The organism is Enterobacter kobei (assembly GCF_001729765.1).
Taxonomy (GTDB): domain Bacteria; phylum Pseudomonadota; class Gammaproteobacteria; order Enterobacterales; family Enterobacteriaceae; genus Enterobacter; species Enterobacter kobei.
Genome location: NZ_CP017181.1, coordinates 2,203,774 through 2,225,782 on the forward strand (window position 1 = coordinate 2,203,774; position 22,009 = coordinate 2,225,782).

21 protein-coding genes and 1 pseudogene are annotated in these 22,009 nt (G+C 48.8%); 13 read left to right on the forward strand and 9 right to left on the reverse strand.

Features of this window, described 5'->3' with window-relative positions:
- The first annotated feature begins 11 nt into the window (after nucleotides 1-11).
- From paaK to paaY, 3 genes are all read left to right on the forward strand, one after another.
- The gene (gene paaK / locus BFV64_RS10720) at nucleotides 12-1,328 is read left to right on the forward strand and encodes a phenylacetate--CoA ligase PaaK (RefSeq protein WP_014883707.1); all 1,317 of its coding nucleotides are present in this window, start codon (nucleotides 12-14) and stop codon (nucleotides 1,326-1,328) included.
- 89 nt (nucleotides 1,329-1,417) lie between these two features.
- Nucleotides 1,418-2,353 carry a phenylacetic acid degradation operon negative regulatory protein PaaX gene (paaX, locus tag BFV64_RS10725; RefSeq protein ID WP_014883708.1) on the forward strand — a complete coding sequence of 312 codons (936 nt, stop codon included), beginning with the start codon at nucleotides 1,418-1,420 and terminating at the stop codon, nucleotides 2,351-2,353.
- Nucleotides 2,354-2,362: 9 nt separating this feature from the next.
- Nucleotides 2,363-2,959, forward strand: coding sequence for a phenylacetic acid degradation protein PaaY (gene paaY, locus BFV64_RS10730; protein WP_045135016.1), 597 nt, complete (start codon nucleotides 2,363-2,365; stop codon nucleotides 2,957-2,959).
- 140 nt (nucleotides 2,960-3,099) lie between these two features.
- Here paaY and BFV64_RS10735 read toward each other — a convergent pair whose 3' ends face one another.
- The 3 genes from BFV64_RS10735 to BFV64_RS25345 all read right to left on the reverse strand — a co-directional run bounded on the left by BFV64_RS10735 (nucleotide 3,100) and on the right by BFV64_RS25345 (nucleotide 5,107).
- Entirely contained in the window at nucleotides 3,100-3,870 is a 771-nt protein-coding gene (locus BFV64_RS10735; protein ID WP_045135017.1) for a DUF5677 domain-containing protein, read from the reverse strand.
- A gap of 458 nt (nucleotides 3,871-4,328) precedes the next feature.
- A complete protein-coding gene (locus BFV64_RS10740) occupies nucleotides 4,329-4,850 on the reverse strand; it encodes a hypothetical protein (RefSeq protein ID WP_032636506.1) in 522 nt (173 codons plus the stop codon).
- A 53-nt stretch (nucleotides 4,851-4,903) separates the two neighbouring features.
- A complete protein-coding gene (locus BFV64_RS25345) occupies nucleotides 4,904-5,107 on the reverse strand; it encodes a hypothetical protein (protein ID WP_127348534.1) in 204 nt (67 codons plus the stop codon).
- A 2,020-nt stretch (nucleotides 5,108-7,127) separates the two neighbouring features.
- Between BFV64_RS25345 and BFV64_RS10750 the strand changes: the two genes are divergently transcribed.
- The 5 genes from BFV64_RS10750 (at nucleotide 7,128) to BFV64_RS10770 (ending at nucleotide 14,120) form a co-directional block, all read left to right on the forward strand.
- Nucleotides 7,128-8,561, forward strand: a complete 1,434-nt coding sequence (locus BFV64_RS10750) for a hypothetical protein (protein WP_127312451.1) — start codon at nucleotides 7,128-7,130, stop codon at nucleotides 8,559-8,561.
- Nucleotides 8,562-9,240: 679 nt separating this feature from the next.
- Nucleotides 9,241-9,744, forward strand: a complete 504-nt coding sequence (locus BFV64_RS10755; protein WP_032636512.1) for an SMI1/KNR4 family protein — start codon at nucleotides 9,241-9,243, stop codon at nucleotides 9,742-9,744.
- Between the two features lie 37 nt (nucleotides 9,745-9,781).
- Nucleotides 9,782-11,320 (forward strand): hypothetical protein, encoded by a 1,539-nt coding sequence (locus BFV64_RS10760; RefSeq protein WP_045135140.1) that lies wholly within the window; start codon nucleotides 9,782-9,784, stop codon nucleotides 11,318-11,320.
- A 10-nt stretch (nucleotides 11,321-11,330) separates the two neighbouring features.
- Nucleotides 11,331-12,365, forward strand: coding sequence for a hypothetical protein (locus BFV64_RS10765; protein ID WP_049010936.1), 1,035 nt, complete (start codon nucleotides 11,331-11,333; stop codon nucleotides 12,363-12,365).
- A 612-nt stretch (nucleotides 12,366-12,977) separates the two neighbouring features.
- Nucleotides 12,978-14,120: a hypothetical protein gene (locus BFV64_RS10770; RefSeq protein ID WP_032636517.1), complete on the forward strand. Its 1,143-nt coding sequence runs from the start codon at nucleotides 12,978-12,980 to the stop codon at nucleotides 14,118-14,120.
- A 464-nt stretch (nucleotides 14,121-14,584) separates the two neighbouring features.
- Here the strand turns inward: BFV64_RS10770 and BFV64_RS10775 are convergent, their stop codons facing one another.
- Complete coding sequence (locus tag BFV64_RS10775; protein WP_049010933.1) at nucleotides 14,585-15,082, reverse strand: hypothetical protein; 498 nt, start codon at nucleotides 15,080-15,082, stop codon at nucleotides 14,585-14,587.
- 529 nt (nucleotides 15,083-15,611) lie between these two features.
- Between BFV64_RS10775 and BFV64_RS10780 the strand changes: the two are divergent.
- The 3 genes and pseudogenes from BFV64_RS10780 to BFV64_RS10790 all read left to right on the forward strand — a co-directional run.
- Nucleotides 15,612-16,031, forward strand: a pseudogene (locus tag BFV64_RS10780) (DinB family protein); the annotation flags it as partial.
- Between the two features lie 59 nt (nucleotides 16,032-16,090).
- Nucleotides 16,091-16,573 (forward strand): glutathione peroxidase, encoded by a 483-nt coding sequence (locus tag BFV64_RS10785; protein WP_069602056.1) that lies wholly within the window; start codon nucleotides 16,091-16,093, stop codon nucleotides 16,571-16,573.
- Between the two features lie 236 nt (nucleotides 16,574-16,809).
- Nucleotides 16,810-17,163 (forward strand): cell envelope integrity TolA C-terminal domain-containing protein, encoded by a 354-nt coding sequence (locus tag BFV64_RS10790; protein ID WP_045135162.1) that lies wholly within the window; start codon nucleotides 16,810-16,812, stop codon nucleotides 17,161-17,163.
- Between the two features lie 115 nt (nucleotides 17,164-17,278).
- On the opposite strand, the gene BFV64_RS10795 is transcribed toward BFV64_RS10790, so the two are convergent.
- Complete coding sequence (locus tag BFV64_RS10795) at nucleotides 17,279-17,680, reverse strand: RidA family protein (RefSeq protein ID WP_014883721.1); 402 nt, start codon at nucleotides 17,678-17,680, stop codon at nucleotides 17,279-17,281.
- A gap of 139 nt (nucleotides 17,681-17,819) precedes the next feature.
- On the opposite strand from BFV64_RS10795, the gene BFV64_RS10800 reads away from it, so the two are divergent.
- Nucleotides 17,820-18,434 (forward strand): TetR/AcrR family transcriptional regulator, encoded by a 615-nt coding sequence (locus BFV64_RS10800; protein WP_069602057.1) that lies wholly within the window; start codon nucleotides 17,820-17,822, stop codon nucleotides 18,432-18,434.
- Here BFV64_RS10800 and BFV64_RS10805 read toward each other — a convergent pair.
- Entirely contained in the window at nucleotides 18,409-18,849 is a 441-nt protein-coding gene (locus BFV64_RS10805; RefSeq protein WP_023330340.1) for a VOC family protein, read from the reverse strand. The genes BFV64_RS10800 and BFV64_RS10805 overlap by 26 nt on opposite strands.
- A 468-nt stretch (nucleotides 18,850-19,317) precedes the next feature.
- Here BFV64_RS10805 and BFV64_RS10810 point away from each other — a divergent pair, with 468 nt between their 5' ends.
- Complete coding sequence (locus BFV64_RS10810; protein WP_014883727.1) at nucleotides 19,318-19,794, forward strand: WbuC family cupin fold metalloprotein; 477 nt, start codon at nucleotides 19,318-19,320, stop codon at nucleotides 19,792-19,794.
- A 64-nt stretch (nucleotides 19,795-19,858) separates the two neighbouring features.
- Here the strand turns inward: BFV64_RS10810 and BFV64_RS10815 are convergent, their stop codons facing one another.
- The 3 genes from BFV64_RS10815 to BFV64_RS10825 form a co-directional block, all read right to left on the reverse strand.
- The gene (locus BFV64_RS10815) at nucleotides 19,859-20,398 is read right to left on the reverse strand and encodes a cysteine hydrolase family protein (RefSeq protein WP_014883728.1); all 540 of its coding nucleotides are present in this window, start codon (nucleotides 20,396-20,398) and stop codon (nucleotides 19,859-19,861) included.
- Between the two features lie 337 nt (nucleotides 20,399-20,735).
- Entirely contained in the window at nucleotides 20,736-21,335 is a 600-nt protein-coding gene (locus tag BFV64_RS10820; protein WP_045135144.1) for an NAD(P)H-dependent oxidoreductase, read from the reverse strand.
- Nucleotides 21,336-21,408: 73 nt separating this feature from the next.
- Nucleotides 21,409-22,002, reverse strand: a complete 594-nt coding sequence (locus BFV64_RS10825) for a TetR/AcrR family transcriptional regulator (protein ID WP_032636662.1) — start codon at nucleotides 22,000-22,002, stop codon at nucleotides 21,409-21,411.
- Nucleotides 22,003-22,009 lie beyond the last annotated feature (7 nt).

The window sequence follows — 22,009 nt, forward strand, 5'->3', positions numbered from 1 at the left end:
AGCACCCTACAATGACAAATACAACAAAGCTTGATCCGATTGAAACAGCCTCCCTTGACGAGTTACAGGCGCTGCAGACTGAGCGTCTGAAATGGACGCTGCATCACGCCTACAACAACGTGCCGATGTACAAACGCAAGTTTGACGCCGCGGGCGTTCACCCTGACGATTTCAACGAGCTGGCGGATATCCGCAAATTCCCGTGCACCACCAAGCAGGACCTGCGGGATAACTATCCGTTTGATACGTTTGCCGTGCCGATGGAGCAGGTGGTGCGCATTCACGCATCGTCCGGTACCACCGGCAAACCGACCGTTGTCGGCTACACGCAGGGCGACATTGACAACTGGGCCAACCTGGTGGCCCGTTCCCTGCGCGCCGCGGGCGGTAGTGCGAAGGACAAAATTCACGTGGCGTATGGCTATGGTCTGTTTACCGGCGGGCTGGGCGCACATTACGGTGCCGAGCGCTTAGGGGCGACGGTGATCCCGATGTCCGGCGGCCAGACGGAGAAACAGGCGCAGCTGATCCGTGATTTCCAGCCGGACATGATCATGGTGACGCCATCCTATTGCCTCAACCTGATTGAGGAGCTGGAACGTCAGATGGGCGGCGATGCCAGCACCTGTTCCCTGCGCGTGGGGGTATTCGGCGCCGAGCCGTGGACACAGGCCATGCGCCGTGAAATCGAAAAACGCCTGGGGATTACGGCGCTGGACATTTACGGCCTCTCCGAAGTGATGGGGCCGGGTGTGGCGATGGAGTGTATTGAAACCGCCGACGGTCCGACCATCTGGGAAGATCATTTCTATCCGGAGATCGTCAACCCGAACGACGGCACGCCGCTGAACGACGGCGAGCAGGGCGAACTGCTGTTCACCACGCTCACTAAAGAGGCGCTGCCGGTGATCCGCTACCGCACCCGCGACCTGACGCGTCTGCTGCCCGGCACCGCCCGTACCATGCGCCGCATGGACCGGATCAGCGGTCGCAGCGACGATATGCTGATCATCCGCGGCGTCAACGTCTTCCCGTCACAGCTGGAAGAGGAGATTGTGAAGTTTGAACATCTCTCACCCCACTACCAGCTGGAGGTGAACCGTCGCGGACATCTTGATTCACTTTCCGTGAAGGTGGAGCTGAAAGAGAGCAGCTTAACGCTGACCCACGAGCAGCGTTGCCAGGTGTGCCACCAGCTGCGTCATCGCATTAAATCGATGGTGGGGATTTCCACCGATGTGATGATAGTCAACTGCGGCAGCATCCCGCGTTCAGAGGGCAAGGCCTGTCGGGTGTTTGATTTGCGTAAAGTCGCGGCCAACGGTTGAGTTTCCCACAAGTCAGCCCTCTCCCCTTGGGAGAGGGTTAGGGTGAGGGGAATATGCTATGATTCATCCAGACCAAAAATAACAACAGAATGAATCACATGAATAAACTCGATGCCTTTATCCAGCACGCGGTTAGCTCGGTTCCCGTTAGCGGAACGTCGCTTATCTCCTCATTATACGGTGACGCGCTTTCACATCGCGGCGGCGAGATTTGGCTTGGCAGCCTCGCCGCCTTACTGGAAGGCATGGGGTTTGGCGAGCGCTTCGTGCGCACCGCGCTGTTTCGCCTCAACAAAGAGGGCTGGCTGGACGTCTCGCGCATCGGGCGTCGCAGCTTTTACCGCCTGAGCGATAAAGGGCTGCGCCTGACCCGTCGCGCGGAGAATAAGATTTACCGCGCCGAACTGCCCGCCTGGGACGGAAAATGGCTGTTACTGCTCTCCGAAGGGCTGGACAAAACCACCCTTGCCGACGTCAAAAAGCAGCTGATTTGGCAGGGGTTTGGCACGCTGGCGCCGAGCCTGATGGCCTCGCCGTCGCAGCATCTGGCGGATGTACAATCTCTGCTTCACGATGCTGGCGTGGCGGAGAACGTCATTTTCTTTGAAGCCCACTCGCCGCTGGCGCTCTCCCGCGCGGCGCTGCGTTCACGGGTAGAAGAGTGCTGGCAGCTAACCGAGCAAAACGCGATGTATGAGTCGTTTATTACTTCGTTCCGGCCGCTTCTGCCGCTGTTAAAAGAGGCCGCGCCGGAGGAGCTTACGCCGGAACGGTGCTTCCAGATCCAGCTGCTGCTGATTCACTTTTATCGTCGTGTGGTGCTAAAAGACCCGCTGTTGCCGGAGGAGTTACTGCCTGCGCACTGGGCGGGACAAAGCGCCCGACAGCTCTGCATCAATATCTATCAGCGTGTTGCACCGGGGGCGCTGGCGTTTGTCAGCGAGAAGGGGGAAACCTCCGTCGGCGAACTGCCCGTGCCCGGCACGCTCTACTATCAACGCTTTGGTGGTCTTTCAAGCGCATAAGGAGTGAAGATGCCTGTTTATCAAATTGACGGTCTGACGCCGGTGGTGCCTGACGAGAGCTACGTCCACCCAACGGCGGTGCTGATTGGGGACGTGATTCTGGGTAAAGGCGTTTATGTCGGCCCTAACGCCAGCCTGCGCGGTGATTTTGGCCGCATTGTGGTGAAAGATGGCGCCAACATTCAGGATAACTGCGTCATGCACGGCTTCCCGGAGCAGGACACGGTGGTGGAGGAGGACGGGCATATCGGCCACAGTGCCATTCTCCACGGGTGCGTGATCCGCCGTAACGCGCTGGTGGGCATGAACGCGGTGGTAATGGATGGGGCGGTCATCGGTGAAAACAGCATCGTCGGAGCGGCGGCGTTCGTGAAGGCGAAAGCGGAGATGCCCGCTAACCATTTGATTATCGGCAGTCCGGCCAAAGCGATCCGCGAGCTGAGTGAGCAGGAACTGGCCTGGAAGCAGCAGGGCACGCGGGAGTATCAGGTGCTGGTAGAGCGCTGCAAGCTGACGATGCACCAGGTCGAGCCGCTGCGCGAGGTTGAGCCTGACCGGAAGCGACTGACGTTTGATGAGAATTTAAGGCCGAAGTCGGCGGTGTAGGGGGGAGGTCCGCTTTGTGCCAGAAGCGGGCATTGCTAACATCAATATAAATTGTTCTATGGGGCGCATGTCATTTGCAGTATATAAAGAAGAAATTAAAAGATTGTCAAATAAAAAGCCCCTCTACAGGGGCTGAGTTTTTACTGTTTACCACGTTTAGTCATCTCATCTGCTAACTGTGAAGACCAATAATGTTGATTCTTCGCATCTAATATGAAGTGTAGCGCTCTCGCGCACTGTATCTGAGCAGACTCATAAGCATGGATATTACCAACTGAAGTAGGAACTAAGTGGGTTTCAGGTGTGTAGTATTGGTAGATGCTCGTTTGTGAAGGATGAACATATTCGCTAAGTATGTCATACGTCAGTTCAAAATCGCTTTCTCTCCCCTTAGTCTGTTTCATCTCATCTTCATAGAGATCGCGTAAAGCATTCATCACATGCTGACTGACAGCAAGTAGGTTTTCAAAACGATGCTTAGTCTCTTCAGTAAACATGTAGTCGTTAGGGTCAAATACTCCTTTCTGAATCTTTTCTTGCTCTGACTTTTTAAATCGGGAACTGTTCGTAAAGCCCAGGATGACATCGAGAGCTTTATCTACACTTTCGCGGCCGCTTTGGTTCGTCAGGATCTTCTCCACTTTCTTGTTTAAGAGTCGTGAGAAAGCATGTGTTTCAATCATCCCCCGGCTAACGACACAAGCGGTTTGGTATCGTTCGTTTTCGAGGAGGAGAAGCGCATCATCAAAGATATCTATCTGCCTGTTCATTAGCAAATTTGCATAGTTAGCGAGATACAACCCCTGATCAGGATTATGCATCTTTCCGACAACTACACCGTTAACCTTGTTCAGCGCAGCTCTGGCGGCTTTTGCCTCGTTTAGGCTCTGCTCTATAAGTTCTTTAAACATGCTGTGTTTCCTTACAGGATAATGTGTCTCAACAAGTAATCATTCCAGCTTTTGCCAGCTTCTTGATCTGTTCTTTTTATAGCAAGGTATTATGCTGAAGAGAGGGGCACCAATCACTAGGATCTTCTCCCAACGATAAGTATAAACCCACCGATGCTGTAATTATCCCGCTTAATTAAACAAACCACTTTTGGTATTCACTGTAGCCCAATGTGACCTGCCCCTTGTTATTGATACGCAACCACGTTAGCAAAACCCCCACCTGCTTGCTAGACCACTCGAACGTCCGCTTCTCGCTCATAGCGGACATCGGCCTGCAAAAGTCCGTTTCGTGCCAAAAGCGCGTATTGCAAAGTCTGCATTGCATTCACCGGAAAGGTACAATGCAGACGATTAGATTACCTCTGCCAGTCACGGAAAAGCTCCAAATGAGGCCTGGCTGAGGAGCTGTTGACCTTCTATTTCAGCTTCTGCCTCAGATCGATATAGACATCAGTCAGCTTTGCGACATTGGCTTCATCCATGGAGAGTTCTGAGAAGTCAACAAACCAGTTTCCAGTACTGTGCTTATTGATAACAAATAGCTTTTTACCGTTCAAAAATCGATACTCAACATCGTAGTCTTTATGGGTCCACGAGAGATTATCCGGAATAGTGAATTTTGCCGGCTGCGCAGGATTTTGCGGATCCCATTTTAAAAAGCCAGTGTACATGGTTATCCAGCTTTCGAGGCTGTCCTTCGTAACATATCCGAAGTGACTCGACATATCCCCACCGTAGTATATAGCCATTACTGCATATTCGCCTTTATCGTCAAGGCGAAGAATTCCATCAAAACCATCTTTGTACTGCGGTTCATTGACCAGCATCACTTCAACACCGGTTTTGTACTGTGTCCAGGTATAATAAAAAGCCGGCTTCCCGGGCGTTGAACAGCCCGCCGTAAGTAACACAAATATAAGCCCTAAAATTCTAATCATCATTATTCCCTATTTAATAAAAACCATGTCTTTATCACAGTAAAAAAATATATTTAATTTCCTTCGCTGAGGTAAAACGAGGGAGAAATGCCGCATGGGTACTTAATAGCGAACAGACCATTAAGCCTGAGTGCATAAAACCGCCGTTTCAGGTCTTCCTGACTTACGTCACAGCTTTGGAATACTGGAAGGACATTTTTCCAGCTCTGACGGCAGTTCCAGTGCAGCCAGTCCCACGCAATTTGTACAACTGCCACTTAATCACTCCTTATCAGGATTGTTTTGATCCCGCTGCATCGACAGCTTCGATTTATCTTGTGATAGTCCGCAAAGCTGTAAATGGGTAGCCAGGTGAAAGCAAAGGCCCTGTTTTCACCCTGCATACATACACATCTATGTTATATCGGCAAAAAAACGACTTGCATGAGCGGTTGTTTGAGCTAAATGTGACGCTTCACTAATCAGAAGAAAGCCGTCAGGTTCTCGCTCACAGCGGCTTATATCAAATGGATGTATGACAGGCTGGCTTAGCCAGATTTAGGGCAACAAGAAGGTGAACACGTCAATGTCGAGTCCCTGTACGAAAGATTTTGGCACAGTGGTAGAGGGGAGTTCAGGGGCGTTATCGTTTGGACTGGTACCGTGCCTGGTCATGGCTGGGGTCTTCACCAGTCTGTCACGAAAACAGGCATACCGTACTAGCTTATGTTAGCGGCAGCCCTGGTTGCTACGGTGGGATTCTTCTTGTGCATTTTTAGCATGGCGAGAGTCATTAACGACGTCGTGTCAACCAATATGGTGAGACGTTTGCCGCTTTCCATGGGGCGCTATTGTAGTGACGATGCGGGCCTGTGGGTATCTGTACCGCAGGGGGTAGAACTCTGGGTAAGTGTCTATGACTCAGGCTGGACGGTCTTACACAAAAATGCAGTCAAGTTCCTTGAGACTACACCTGACCCTTCCGTGGCCCTTGAATCCTTTGCTGACTTAACGAGCCCCACAAGCTGGAGTGGCAGCCTTGCAAACATATGGCAGGCACGAGCTGACGCTTTCGGTGAACTCATCCACCACCCGCGGGCTGACATTTCAGACGCTGCAAGAGACATCCATGAGCGCTTAATGCTTATGATTGAGCGTCAACGGGATCGGGAACAGCAGGAAGATCGTAAAGGCGAACAGCGATTTGAGTGAAGACATTTAATCGGTCTCGGCTGAGCGACACGGCGTATCACGCTTCAGAATCATATGTTTAAAAGAATGTGGTGTTTTCCATCAGCCCTGGTTCGGGTAAACGGCGAGGTAGCCGCAGTTCGCCAGCAGTGCCTCGCCAGATATCCTGATGCAAAGACCCTTTATGACGCTGTCGGTAGCCCGGGAGCTAGTTTTTTGTCGCTTCCCGACTCGGCTGAAACAGCTTCGCTCGTCTCTGCGGCAGCGTTGATTTGTGCCCGAAATGCTTCCAGCCTCTCCGTCGGACATTTCATATCAAATCGTAAACGGTGTGAAGGATCGCTGAACTTAGATGCTGAAACTTGGGCGTCCCGTTAGGCTCAATATATCAGGGTTGGGCGATGCGCATGTCTACCGACAAAATCTGCGGTACAAGCTGTTTGATTGTTGGCAAGGGAAGGGCAAAGCTTGTGCAGGGGATATGTCATTGATGTTTGCGCTTGAGAACTGTCGTCCGCTTGGTACCAGAAACCGACGTTTATTTAGCACTTTGCTGAATTTTTCCATCCTCTCTGTATCTCGTACCATACAGAATCGTTATGGCGTTATATAGTCAGTTTATCAACATCTGAAGCTCTGGTATTTCGAATGGGTTGAAGGTCCATTATCAGTTAGGCGTTGGGCTTTTAAGTAGAAAGGTTGGTGATGATGAGCGTAAGCGAGTTCTGCCAAATGTCGATTGAAGGGATCATCAGTACGATGGCGTTTATTGCCGAACAGATGCAACAGCGCATGTAGCAAAAGGGCATGATAATAGCGCAGAATGTAGTGATGCTGAAAAAATAGTACTTCTCACGTTTCCCCTGTGGAGTATGACACCCCCCAAAATCTCACTGCAAAACGCATAGCATAAAAAATCCGCCCTGCAATGAGAACGTAATAAGCACCTACTAATTTCAGTAGTCACAAAAGTTGAAATAATATGTGGATTAGAATAAGAATAAGTTTACTCTGTAGTCATTGTTTCGAGCAGCGTGGTGAAGTTTATCTGCTTGGGATTTTTAATTAACTCTGGTTTGAGATTTCTCTTCTCACAAGGATATGATTGTGGCAAAGCCTAAAACTCCTTCTAAACTGATTAAAGGTAATATATTTGAATATTACGTACCTAAAATACGCGGGGCAAAACCAAGGCCTAAGCAGATTATTAACAAAAAAGATCCAACTAAAAAGATTTATGATAAAAGCAAACCAGCTAGTTTTTTAAAAAATTCTTTTACGAAGACGACAAGAATCCCATTCGGAAGTGGCGCAAAAAAAAATCTTTCAGCGCATTACCCGGCACTACCCCTACCACAAATTGTACATGCCGCGCTTGAGTGTGGGTATGGTCGTACAGGAATGTGGTCATCTCATCTTCTTCTAAATCATAACGAGTCACTTGAACTGGCGTCTTACTTACTTAAAAGATTACTAATGGTGGCTTCATGTATCAAAGTAGGTAAAAACGATGCTTATTTCACGCAGGAGTTTTATTCAAAAATAGAACCTTCAGAAAAAGTTGCAATCTCATTTATAGCAGGTGGTATAGGTAGTTTCATTGCTGCATACCATTGGCTTGCTGCTGCGGGTGAAAAAATCAATGTTATGTTGCATACCAGTATTTATACTAAAGGGTTGCATCCCTCTATATTAGCAAACCCTTTCACTACTAAAAAATCACCCGACTATCTTATTGAGTCTGATACCGGAGAATGGCATATATTTGAAAGTAAAGGTGGCACGGATGCTGGGCGTAATAAAAGGATTCAGGAAGGTTTACTGCAGCTTGGTGCTATAACACATCTGGCATGGGCTTCACCTACTTTGACTTTAAAACAGGTGCAAACCAATGTATGTACGCACACGTCCATTGATGCTGGCCGTCCTTTGAAGGTGCTTGCCTATGATCCCCCGGGTGAGTATACCGAAGAAGGGAAAAACATCATTCTTGATGAAGCCGTTTGCAAGCTGCTGAAAATCGTTGAAAGTTTAGATCAATTCCATGTGCTCGGGACAGAGATGAGAACAGAAGATGACTGGGAATGGAAAACTGTGCCGCAGATAAAAAACTTAATAGTGGCTCTGCCATCTCAATATTTCGATCTTGAAGAGGAGCTTAGAACACGGCTTGGATTATATTTTATCGCTACTGAAATTATTGATAAATATAAGAGGGGAGCACAGTGGTCGGTAGAGTTCATCATAAAAAATATCGGTAAGAAAATTTCATCCTACGAATTTAAATATAAAGGTAACGCTATAGTGGAGAAATTTTTGAACTTTATTTCAGAACTTAATGAAGTTGATGAATCCACCTCCTTTATTTTACGTTGTCGTCAGCATCTGAAACTTGATGAAATACTTAATGAATTCAATTCTTTATTTGAGAAAGTTATCATTAAATCGGCTTTACCGAAATCGCACCGAAATGGAATTAAAGGATCTGATGCTTTGACCTCAAGCGGAATGTTAATCAGAGAAGTTAATAAAGTAGATTAATATATTCAGATATAAACGAGGATGGGTATCAATTCCTATGACTAAGCTTCTTTCCTGCTAAAAGAGCATCAGTATGCTCCACGAAGCCGAAGCCGAAGCCGAAGCCGTGAACGCTTCCGCAAGCATACATTTTTATACTTCCCGCTCTATATCGGCTGCAAGAAATCTGGGGCACGGAGGCCATTGAGATGAAGTGACTTAAGTCGACAGAAGCGGAAACGCCCGACTCATAAAGATGCTTGCCAAAGCCATGCTGGATAAGTGAGCGCTTCAGTTAGTACTTGGGCGAAACTACGTTGACAGGCCAGAAGCAAGAAGCCGAGATGATGAAGTGTGATGCGGCCGATCTTTCGCGACGTCGCTGCAGTAGGGTTACGAGTTTGTCCCTACCGGACTGACTCTACGCATTCAAGAGCTGGTAATTGAACACAGACGCCTCGGTTATCGGCGCATTTGGGAGCGACCGCGTCGGCGACCTTCGTGCAATCACATGAGGTATATCTCATTCTTGATTCTGGCGGGCCAAATGAGCCTTGCCGCAAAAAACTGAGAACGGCTGACACAGTTTGACAGCGGGTTGTGATTAACTCATTAGCTGACCGTCATACGTATAAAATATTACTCAATTCTCAGCGAAAACTGCCGTTAATAATCATATGGATTGAAAGGAACAGAAACAATGAAGCAACTATGGGAAAAACTGGAAGTCATTCTGCAAGACCGCGACCCTGAGGTATTAATAGATCTTGCACCTCCGGCCACAGATGAAGAAATCGTCGCGTTAGAGCAGGCCCTGAGTGTAATCTTGCCAGCCGATTTTGTAGCCTTCATGAAAATTCACAATGGTCAGCGTGGTATGAGCCATGGATTATTTGATGATTGCGAATTCTTATCCACTTCACGCATTTTGCAGGAGTGGCGTGTCTGGAAAGATTTACTTGATGGTGGCGATTTTGATGGAGCTGAGTCGTGTCCGCAAAGTGGTATTCGTTCGGAATGGTGGAATCCCTCCTGGATCCCGTTTACTTACAATGGAGCGGGCGATCATCTTTGTCTTGACCTTGCCCCGACTGACGCTGGGATTCGCGGGCAGATTATCACGCTCTGGCATGATGATGGGGAGCGTAGAAAACAAGCGGACAGTTTCAGTGATTGGCTCAGACAGTATGTAGAGCAAATGTAGGCTTTTTTGCAATTGATTCGATTAGCCAGGAGGGTAAATGGATTTAACATATGAAGACTTAAAACAACAGCGCCTGCAAAAACTCTTCCACGATTGCCAGCAGCAAGTGTTGTCACAAATTATTGGGCCTTTTGGGCTTTCAACGGCCATGTTTGAGGATCGCAATGGCGGCAATGTAACGACGATGCATAATTTCGAGCGTGAAGAGTCGGATTTCATCGCTGATAAAGACATGTCCAGTCATGCGAAATCGCGTGAGGATTACCAGCGCAAAGAATATGAAAGTAAAGATTTTACAAAAAAAAGCGTGAAACTCCGGGCCGGTGGTATTGATGGTTATACGGGAAAAACGACCAACGCGGCGGATATGGATCTCGACCATGTCACTTCACTAAATACATTGTCCAAAAATAAGAAAGTGCATCTTGCTCTTGAAACCGGGAAAGGCGTTGAAAAAGTCGTCAAAATGGCCAACTCCGACGAAAACCTGGTAACCACACATAAGTCGATTAACCGTTCAAAAGGCGCTGCTGAACTCGATACTTTTGCAGAAAAAAATGGTGAAAGATTTGAGCTGGACCCAGAACGAGTAGCAGCAGCGAAGAAACAATCTAAGGACCATATTTCGACAACGCTTAACTCGGCGCTAATGAAAAAACAAAGCGCAGAGTTGTTGCAGACAGGCGGCCAACAAGCGTTGCAGATGGGGCTCAGACAAGCTCTTGGGCTATTGCTCACTGAACTGGTAAATGGCTTGTTTAACGAGTTCAAAGTGCTTATTCAACATGGTGTTGAAGTGGGAAAAACATTGTTTGAGGAGGTCCGACAGCGCTTAATGCGCGTAGTTGCTTCCGTGACCAAAAAAATTCCCGATGCGCTGGGACAAATGTTCCAGGGTGGAGTGAGTGGATTCATGAGTAATTTACTCACCTTCTTGCTTAATAATTTTCTCTCTACCGCAAAGCGTTTCGTGACCATGATTCGGGAAGGGCTGTTGGGACTTTTCCGGGCATTTAAAATGATTTTCTTCCCACCGGCACATATGACGGCACAGCAAGCGTTACAGGAAGGACTGAAAATGCTCACTGCTGTCATCGTGACTTCGGTCGGTATGTTGTTGAACGAAAGCATCGCGACGTTTATGGCGACTGTACCGTTTCTGAAACCTTTTGCAGATATGTTAACCCCAGTTCTCATAGGCATTGCCACCGGATTGCTTTCTGCCTTTCTCTCGTATCAGATTGATACGTTTTTTGATCGCTCCCGTTTTACGTTAAGCGAAAAATTCATGGATGAGATGCTCGCAGACGGTATACGTCGTGAAGCGTTTGCCAGTGAGCTGGTGACACTTTCAGAACGTTCGCTGGGTAATATTGAAAATTACGCGACTGCTATAACCCAGTATCAAGCTATTGGGGAAAACCTGGCTACTGCAACGATTTCGACTAAAGCAACACTGGCATGTCTTGAGAGAACTACTGCCGAGACAGCTGTGCAAGTGGCGCGGAGTACTGCTGCAATTGTGTTTATTAATGAAAGCCAGGCCGAAATTGATGACTTTCTAAAAAATATTTGAGAACAGTAAGATGAGTTTGTTAAACAAGCAGGAACTTCAGGTTATCCAGGCGTTTTCGTCCGCAGATTTACCGGAACGTGTCTTTCGCGACAGCAACATTAAAGAATTGATTAGCAGTATGACGGAGGAGCAGCAAACGGTTCAGAAGAGCGCGAAGGATCTTGACCGCCTGCGCAGGGAACAGAGGGACGGAAACTTTATAACTAACTGGTGGAATGATCGCGACGATTTGTTACAGGATGCGCAGATTGATCTCAATAAAGCCATTGGTCGCCTGACGCAAAAATCTTCTCAGTTATTGATTGTCAATACGGCGCTATCCAAGCTACTGAACGAGCAACAACAGATTTTATTGAATCAGCAAAACATTCTGGAAGGCCAAACACGCTCCCTTGCTGAACAAAATGAACAAATCCTGAAACAACAGGTGCTACTGGAAGAACAGCAAAAAGAGATTAATAAGGCCAACCAGGGATTAATGGATGCAAAAGGGGTAACGCAAGATCAGGCTAAGCAGCTAATTGGCTGCGTAAAAAGGGTGACAGAGGCGGAAAACAAAATTGGCGAGGCAAACGCCACCTTGCTGGCAGAACTTGAACAGCGTATTGCTAACTTTTCTTCTGATCTTGCGCAAAAATTGCAAAGTGGCCTTGATGACCAGGTAGGACGGCATAGCATGCTCGAACAGACAATGGTGGACAATCAGGCTGTTCAAAAGAGTTTCGTTGAGAAGATGCAGCAATCCTTGTTGCAGGAACAGCAGTTGTCTCATCAGCAACTGCTCGGCGAGCTTGAGCGAAACCGGATGGATTTAGTTAATTCGGTTAAATCAACCGTAAACCAGTGTGATGCGCTCCAGCATGAAATATCCGTTGTTGTGGCGCAACAAGCTGATAGGCAAACAGGCATTGATCATGCTATTGCTGAGTTACAGGTGAATTTTCTCAAATCCCGATTTCGTCATCGCTTTGTACTGACGGTGATGGGTTGCATTGTTGGGCTTTCTGTCGGTTGGCAAATTGCGCAGCACTTTATGATCTTCTGATTGTGTTAAACCGCATCTGCATAATGGATGCGGTTTGGACTGACCGCACACAGAAAACAATTCCTGTCCTCACGACGAAGCATTTTCGATGTCCTCCGGACTGATTTCCCAGAGACGCTCGGTGCATATAACTTGTACAAGGTTCTGTCAGCTGCGATGCAGCCGTGATTTCGCTGGCTTAAAGCCACGTTCCGAAACGCCTTTGACTATGCCATACGCCACAATCGGCCGCCGGGAGCAACACATTTATGGCGAACGGATGCTTATTGGATCATTATCTGCTTCGTTAGCTCCTTCTGAAGTTGGCGGAACCCAGCCTGAGCTTCTGATTGCCTATGTTAGTTAAGGAGTCTGGCCCGTATTTCTTTATTCGGCGTAAGGGGGATATGGGATCGTGTTGCAATGCTGGATACGGAATGACAGCGTTCAACAACCGGTATGACTACTTCGATTTTAAACGCATAGGGTTAATACTGAGCACTCATAGGCATCTTTCTTAAAGCCAACTTAACGACTCCGGAGTCGTCTCTCATACCTGTGACGATTCAAATATTCTGTTGCAGTTCACTTTCTGATAGGATTAATCTGAATATTTTCCACTGGGACAGGGATATGAAAAAAACATTGATTGCAACATTAGTAAGCATAACGATGTTAACCGGGTGTGGGCCTAAAGAGTTAACTCCAGAGCAAAAGCAGGAAGTGGCGGCACTTAAGGCTGAGCTGTCCCAAACGGAGGGAGAAATCTCTGCAGCGAAACATATTGATCAACAATTTTCAGGTGGACTGATCAAGAATTTAATCACCGCAAGATTGGAAGTTTTAGGAACGAATAAGGCTCTTTTAGAACAGCGTATAAATGCAATTGAGTCAGGAGCCAAAATTGACGTCGTTGTTTCAGGTGTCAAGCCAGACCCTGAACTTGCTGCTTCTATTAAAGCTGAAATGGAGGACCTGGCAGTAAAAATAAACGAAGCAAAAACAGATGCCAGCCAGTACAGTGGTGGTTTAATACAGGTCTTAAAACTGTCAACGGTTGCTACTGAAGAGCAAAGCATGGCGATGTTGCAGCAAAAATATCTCACGGCTAAATATGGGCTTGCTGAAGTTAAGCTTGCACCGGTTCAGGATAATGTTGCAACCGCCAGCAGTAAGAAGGACACAACCGCTGAAACAAGACATGAACAGCCCCCTCTGCTGCCACCAGCTGATGGTCCGTTCGGACTCGAGGCTGGCCTGACTCAAAAGAATATCGAAGATATGATCGGGGCAAAGCTAAAACCACTTCCTGACAGCGTAAATCTCTATACTTCCGATAAGTTACCGAAGTCCAACGCTGATTTTGAAATGTATGGTTTGTTGATCTCGCCTAAAGCAGGCTTATGCCAAATCAGAGCTGTCGGTAAAAACATTGATACTGATAGTTATGGGCTTGCCTTGAAATCTCGCTTTGAAGAGTTGAGTAGCTCGTTAAGCTCGCTTTATGGAAAGGCTGAAACCACAGACCTTTTACTGTCAGGTTCTATCTGGAAAGAACCTCAGGACTGGATGATGGGGCTTAACAAAAAGGAACGATTCCTTTCAGCTACCTGGAAGGGAACGCAGGAAACGCCGCTGAAAAATAACATTGGTGCTATTTCTATTGAAGCAAGAGCGAACAGTTCTGCGCAGGGGTATGTTTACCTTCAGTATACATTTACAAATGATGATGTTTGCCAGGCTGAGATCGATGGGGCTAAAAAAAGCTCTCTATAATTTTTCTTAATCAGGCCCCTTCGCAAGGGGCTTTTACTATTTCACTATAAGGGCTCAACATATGTTATATGATGCTGACCTGCTCACTGTTAATTAATACGTTGTGATCTTTAGTATTTCTTCTTCAGAAACGTGAGGGCATCCCTATAAAGACGCGTTGTTCTGAAATCACCCTCTATAAATGACGAAGGAAATCTCGGAGCAAGGCTAAGTCAGGCCGATAGCGGCGAATTAGTATAGAGCCAGATAATAACGCATCACTTTTTTCGAGATGTTATTTCGATCTTACTGGCGATAGGTGTCTCTGTACCGGCCTCAGCAATTCATCGTTGGTCTGCGGAACATCTCGTTATAGTGATGTCGCGTCAAACGACGAACAACGGTGATGTTTCTTCTTGATATAGCATACTGAAAATGACGTTACTGAACGCCCCACAGACATATTTGATGACAAAGACAGTTAGCTACGCATCCTGCTCTAAGACCACTATAAATTCCAGTCTACGCGGTCTGATAAAACCTTGCACTCCAAATGCTGTAAGCTGCCACAATGGTTTGCCATCCACCTCATCAACCGTTTCCAGCGTGCAACCCATTTCATCAAGCAAGAGGGTTAATTCTTTTGAGTCGGGCTCCAGTAAACGATCCACCTTACTGTGCCCCATATAAGACCACTCGCCATTCTTTTCTTTAAAATAGAGGAATGGGCTACATTCCTTTTGCACTTTCTCAAGACGGGTGAAGTAGTTTCGGTACTCATTATCGCCAGAAACGAACAATAGATTATCCAGAGGTCCATTGACCTCTCTGCGCGCAAAGATGGCGCGAATTAATGTGGAGGAATTGCCACGCGAGGGATTTAAAAAACCGCCCTGCGACAGTCCCTTTTCGCCCGGTTTCAGGAATTTATAACGCTTCTGTATGTCCCTGAACGCATAGTTTTCACCGACGGTAAATGCCATTGCTCTTCTCCTGAAAAAATCTATCTAAAAAATAATTAACGACCAAAAAGTTGAAAACTTTATCCAATAGTAGAAAAAATCGCGACTTCATGCTGTTTATAGTTTGTCGGGAATTGCAAGCATGCCTGTAATCCATACCATTCGCTTATTAGATAATTTCCGGAGAATAGTTCAGATATCCTCCAAGGCCAATGTACGCTCTTCGCTCATAGCGGCCATATGAAATGGAGGCATGACAGGATTGTTTAGCAGCAGGAAGAGGACGTTTGGGCATCTGTGACCTGCTCCCGGTTAATTATCTCATGCCGTTGTTAGTACAACTCTCCTGCAGTTGAGACACATGCTAACTTCCGCTATTCGCTCAAAGCAGACCTGAAGACCAGCTAGCCTGGCCTCTGCGAGCCAACAGCAGACGTTAAGCGTTAGTTGACGGATCATACTCCCACTGCGATTCGTCACTGTAAATCGTACCATCATCATCCATTACTTGGGCATTAAGGTGTCTTGCAATCCGCAACATCTTTCTATACAGGTAGATACGTTAGCGAATGCTGATAAGCATCATCTGATGCTCAGGCTTATGAACCATGTTTATGTCGTTGATATGATTTTCAGAGCCAAGATTACTGGACAAAAGCACCAATACACCGCGTTAAATACGGCAGATACCCCGACTGCAGACGAGCTTCTGACAAAGATGTTTGAATGCACTAAATGGTATATTCAACACGTCGGTATAATAATGAACACGTCTGATCTTTCTGAAATCGTTAAATTTCGTTTCGTCGATGGTGGGTATGGTGAAATGAAGGCAGGAGATATGCTCAATCATGTCCTTTTTCACGGTTCATATCATCGCGGCGCGGTGGGCTGGATGCTTTCAGAAACGGGAATAGCCCCTCCTAAGGATGTATTAACCGTTTTCCTGAGGGATCATCATCACGAGTGATTCAACCTGAAGGTTAACCAGATTTCACGCCGAACCGTTTCTCTTTTAAGGATGCCAGTATGACCAATTTTCATCAAATTACCGCCACCAGCCTGGATGGCCGTCTTATCTCAATGGACGACTATGCGGGTGAGGTGGTTTTGGTCGTGAATACTGCCAGCCAGTGTGGCTTCACGCCGCAATACGCGGGCCTTGAAGCGCTCTACACGAAATACGCCAGTCAAGGGCTAGTGGTGCTTGGCTTTCCCTGTAACCAGTTTGGTAAGCAGGAGCCCGGCGGCGCCGATGAAATCTCGAAGACTTGTTACATTAACTACGGCGTAAGTTTCCCCATGTTCGAGAAAGTTGAGGTAAACGGTGGCGCAGCGCACCCGGTGTTTCGTTTTCTGAAAAACGAATTGCCTGGCGTGCTCGGAGGACGGATCAAATGGAATTTCACGAAGTTCCTGATCGGACGCGATGGGATACCCCTCAAGCGTTTTGCACCGATGACGACGCCCGAGAAAATGGAGGATGCAATTCTTGAGGCACTGGGGAGGTGAGCGCTTTGGTAGTGATTTAGCGTGCGTGATGAACGACGACATCGCAGGTTATTATCCTTGCGCCATAAAAAGGTTCATTGGAAGCATCGGGTTGTGTGAAAAATTGGTAGTTGAAACATGTCCAGTCAATACAGAAAAATAGATCACTATTTCTGAGGCTTAAATGGACTGAGAGGCAAGAAGTGATCGTGTCTGAAACAATAAAGAAAATTGTTATAGTGGCATTTGTGGTGAACATGGCCGCAGGATGTGCGCCGTTGCATCCTTCTGGATGCCATAAGACCACGGCAACGGGCAGTTGCAGTTCAGGGCGCTGGGACGATCAGGATGAGTGGGGCGCGCAAGCGCGGGCAATCAGGGCGGCAATAAATGCCAAACTGGATGAGCCGCAAAACTGGAAAGGGAAAAAATGCAGGCTGCATATTGAATTTGCTCAGGATGGCACGCCTTTAAACATATCCACCAGCAACGGCAATAAAGCCTATTGTGAAGCGATAAAATCAGCAGCCCAAAAAGCCAAATTCCCGGCATTCAACAACCCGGAAGTCTACAGAGATTTTCAAAAATCCGGTTTCGATATGCGCGGGTAACATGCTAACCGCCCTTTGTAAGGTAGCGTCACTCTGAGCTAACACTCACTATGTCCGCCCCGGTTCCACTTTTACACACAGATACCGGTTCTTCTGATACCTGTGTGCAACGTGTTCATTCCTGATGTTCAGGGATCCGGGCGATAACCTTTATCTCAAAATCAAATCCCGCCAGCCAGGTAACGCCCACGGCTGTCCAGTTCGGATACGGTGGCTTAGGGAAAAGCGTTTGTTTCACCTGCATAATGGCTGGAAATTGATTCTCCGGATCGGTATGAAAGGTTGTCACATCAACAAGATCGGCAAACGTACATCCTGCAGCGTCAAGCGTGGCCTTGAGATTATCGAAGGCACGCTCTACCTGCGTTGCAAAGTCGGGTTCGGGTGTACCGTCTTCCCGGCTACCCACCTGTCCGGAAACAAACAGTAAATCACCAGAGCGGATCGCTGCAGAATAACCGTGCTGCTCATACAGCGCGTGGCGATTTGCAGGGAAAACGGGTTTCGGTTGGTTCATAACGGATCCTTTCTTTGGACAGGGACAATGGATGCGCGGCATAAATAAATGAATTAAGATACGCGGCGTATGTCAACCTAATCACACATACGCCGCGTATGTCAAACGACTTGCGTGGTGTAGATTGCAAGGAGTTCTTATGGCAGCCAAACGCCGCGCCGAAACGATGGAAGAAACCCGCACTAAATTGATTGCGGCTGCACGTAAAGCCTTTGCCGAAAAAGGGTTTGCCGCAGCCTCGATGGATGATTTTACTGCCAGCGTGGGCCTGACGCGCGGGGCCCTGTATCATAATTTTGGCGATAAAAAGGGGTTACTTGCCGCTGTCGTTACCCAGATTGATTCTGAAATGGCGCAAAGCGCCAAAAGTGCAGCGGCACATGTGAAGGATGACCAGCAAAAGCTTCTGGCAGAAGGGATAGCCTATATCGAAATGGCGCTGGATGAAGAAGTCCGTCGCATCGTTCTGCTTGATGGTCCGGCTTTTCTTGGGGACCCGGGAAAATGGCCGAGCCAGAATAACTGCCTCGGCGCTACGCGTAAGAGCCTTTCCGACCTGATTGAACGCGGCTTAATCGAACCGGTAGATGTTGATGCCACCGCCTGGCTGTTAAACGGTGCCGCACTGAATGCCGCCCAGTGGGTGGGCGCCAGCGAAGATCCGCAGCAGGCATTACCAAAAGCGATTCAGGTTTTTACCCTGCTGGTAAATGGCCTGGTGAAGGGCGTCATACCTCCCGAAGCCACGGCGTAATCGTTAATCCCGTAAGCAAGCCCTCCGGGCTGAGCAGGCGGGTGACGGTTTGCCCCCATGGTTCTGTGCGGTTTGCCACCAGCAACCGATAGCCTTTTTCAGTCAAAATACGGGTAGCCGAGTCCAGGTCCTGAACCTCGTACTCAACCCATCCTTGCGGTATCGGGTGCTCAGCGGGCCATTGTTCTTCTCCAAAGCAGGACATTGCCGCCTGTGTAAGCGGCCAGACGGCGAAATGCTTCACGCCTTTCAACTGGCCCACTTCTGCGAGCAGATAATCACTGTTCCCCTCCATCGGCTTAAGCGGAAGGCCGAGTGTATGGATATAAAACGCGGCGCTGGACGCTGTGTCCCGTGAAATAGGCCCGAACCCAGCGACAAATAAAACATCAATTCCCGGTAAAGCTTGCGGCATATCCCCTCCTGTATGACGTAACACTTACGCTGAATTTATCTTACGACCAGTTGAAATACGACTCTCAATTCTGGCATCGCTTTCACCGAGTCTACACGTTCCCGACGGGTTTAAATTTCAGTGCGATGACGTGCGTTTCAACGTGAGTTTTACTCAACCTCAGTTTTGGACTCATCACACTATACTTACGACCTGAAACCGAAGGGGGCGCACGAGGATGGTATGCCTGGCTAGAACTTATCCAGATCCCGCATGGATTTATCACACCCACGGATGGTCTGAGTCAGCGTTTGAAAAATCCCTGTCTCTCTTAAAATTACCTGTCCGCGCGGAGCGGCAGATGCGATGTTTTCAACACGCTAGCAGCGTTTTGTTTCATAAATACCGTGGCTTATCGGCTTTTCAGAATGGTATAACGTTCTGCGGCAATCGGGTTGCCGCCAGCTGACCACATTCACAAAGGTGTATATGAAACAAATTACGTTCAGTGACCTGCAGCAACAAAGCGAGCAGGCTGCCAATTCTCCTCGCTTACGCGCGCACCGCAATTTACATCCCGAACTGAGCGACCCGGTACAACGCCTGGCTATCGCGATGGAGCCAGGTACCTATGTTCGCCCTCATCGCCACCCGCACACGTTTGAACTGCTGACGGCTCTGAGCGGTCGCTTTCTGGTGTTGAATTTTGATGACAGCGGTAACGTGACCCAGCGCGTGGTGTTAGGTGAAGACTGCAAAGTGCTGGAGATGGATGCCGGTACCTGGCATGCCGTGCTGTCGCTGGATAAAGGCGGCGTCATTTTTGAGGTGAAACACGGCGGCTATCAGCCTGTTCCGGAGCACGATACCGCTCCATGGTCACCGGCTGAGAACGCGCCCGGTAGTGCGGAGCTGATGAAATGGTACGCTCAGGCACAGGTGGGTGATGGAGGTTTTACCCTGTAATTTTCTCTACTTTTCCCGACGCGCGGAAAGGCACGCCGGGATAGAGAGAGACGCTCCCGCCAACTCAACTGACCGTATTAAAATGCCAGTCGCCGGCAGTCGACAGCATCACGAACGGGCCGGCCAGCGTGCTGTTGTGATGCGCAATGATGTCAGTGGCGGATAAATGTGCGTTATCCATTGTGGTATGCGCATCTGAAATCAATATCGTCCTGAAGCCCAGCTCCGGCGCGGCCCGGCAGGTGGTGTCGACACAAAATTCGGTTTTCATCCCGGCAATGACCAGCTGTTTGATGCCTCTCTGATTAAGTTCACGCAGCAATTCGGTATCCCGAAAACAGCTGGGATGGCGCTTGGTGAAAACAACATCCTGCTCCTTCACGTCCAGCTCGGGTATCAGCTGCGTCAACGGCCCCTGCGCTGAAAAGGGCGAGTCGTCTGGTCCAACATGGCGGGCAAAAAAGACGGGTACCTGAGCGTGGCGCGCGTTGGCTATTAACAAACGGATATTTGCCAGAACGGCATCGGCGGAACAGGGTGAGACCGGGCCCCGGAAGAGGCCCTGCTGCATGTCGATAATTAAGAGAGCATTGTCAGAAATCATTTTCTTTCTCCATTCAGAGGGCGGTGAACGGAGAGGTATTTCCCCGTCCAGTTAGGCGGGGATTGAGGTTCTGTTTGTCAGTCGTTTGCTACAGATACGCTCATGCCGCCGAAGGTGCCGGTGGTGGTGAGGGTGGTTGTTGGCTGAACTGACTGATACATGGAATGACCTTTGTTTATTCATTCCGCTATATGCGGAATGAGCACGTTAGTTATAGCGTTGCTTAACGCATTGCTTCAAGACATCAACTTGAGTAGGGGTACGATGCAGCGGCAGGAAGCTGTCAGCAAAGGCTCGTAACCTGCTGTGCACGCCTTTGCTGACTGAATAGCCGGGATTATTTAAGGCCCTCTAGTCCCTTCAGGAACTCCTCCACCAGCTCAGGCGTCGCCGTGTCTGCCTGGTAAAGAATATCGAGTTTGACGTTCTTCAAACCGCAGAAGCCGAAAATGCCCTCGACTATTTGAGTCTGAATCGCCGTCGAATAACCATGTTTATCGAAACCGTTAAGATCGCTGCCAGCAGTCGCAATAAGGCGAACGGGAACGTCGCGCAAATTGCCCACAATCCGGCCGTCTTCTGCCACTTTATACGCCCAGTTCAGCGTCAGAACGCGATCAAACCAGCCTTTCAACAGACCGGGAACGGACCACCAGTACACCGGGAAAACGAATACCAGCATATCCGCCCGCTCGACCCGCTGCTGCTCGCGCAGAATATCTTCAGGAAGGGCGCTCGGATCGCCGTGGTACAAATCAAGATCGGCGCGGGACATGGCCGGGTTAAACCCTTCGGCATGCAGATCGGCCATCTCCACCTGCGTACCCTGTTCACGCAGTTTCCCGGCAATGCGGGCGGCCAGCGAATGGGATAACGAATTGTCGACAGGGTGAGCCGTCACGATCAGTGCATTATTAATGGCATGTGTAGCAGACATAGCGACCTCGAATGGGTGAGAAGTGACGTTTATATTACTATTGGTAACTTAGCTGTCAATCCGCACCCAACGATCATTTTGTGCTATTCACGTAGGTCTCCAGCACCCCGGTGATGGCGCCGCTGAGGGTATCTTCCGCAACATTTCGGGCGAGCACGCCGTTACACGCGGCGGTGCTGAGCGCGTCCGCCGCACCAATGATGGCCGTCAGTACCGCTTCTCCCTGAACGCCTTTCAGGACGACAAAAGGGGAAAGCGCGGTACGCAGGCAGTCGGCGCATTCTGCAACGCACGCCTCACGAAACGACTGCAACGCGCGAGAGCCGGACAGCGCCGCGGCGATGGGCCCGGTTTCGGGCCCGGCGGTCATGGCGCAATCAATATAGGCGGCGCTGAAAAAGCGGATCGTCTTGTCCAGCGTTTTGCTGTCTACAGCCAGCGTCTCACGGAATTTTGCTAACTGCCGATCGCTATAATCCTGATACAAGGCCATCAGCAACCCTTCACGATCGCCAAAATGGTCGTAGGGGATAGGCTTGGTCACGTTGGCCCGCTCCGCCAGGTAACCCAACGTCAGTGCCTCCGTGCCTTGCTGGCGGACAATTCCGCGCGCCACTTCCAGCAGCTGTACGCGGCGATCCTCTTTTCTTAAGCGCTTAACAACCATGCTTTCC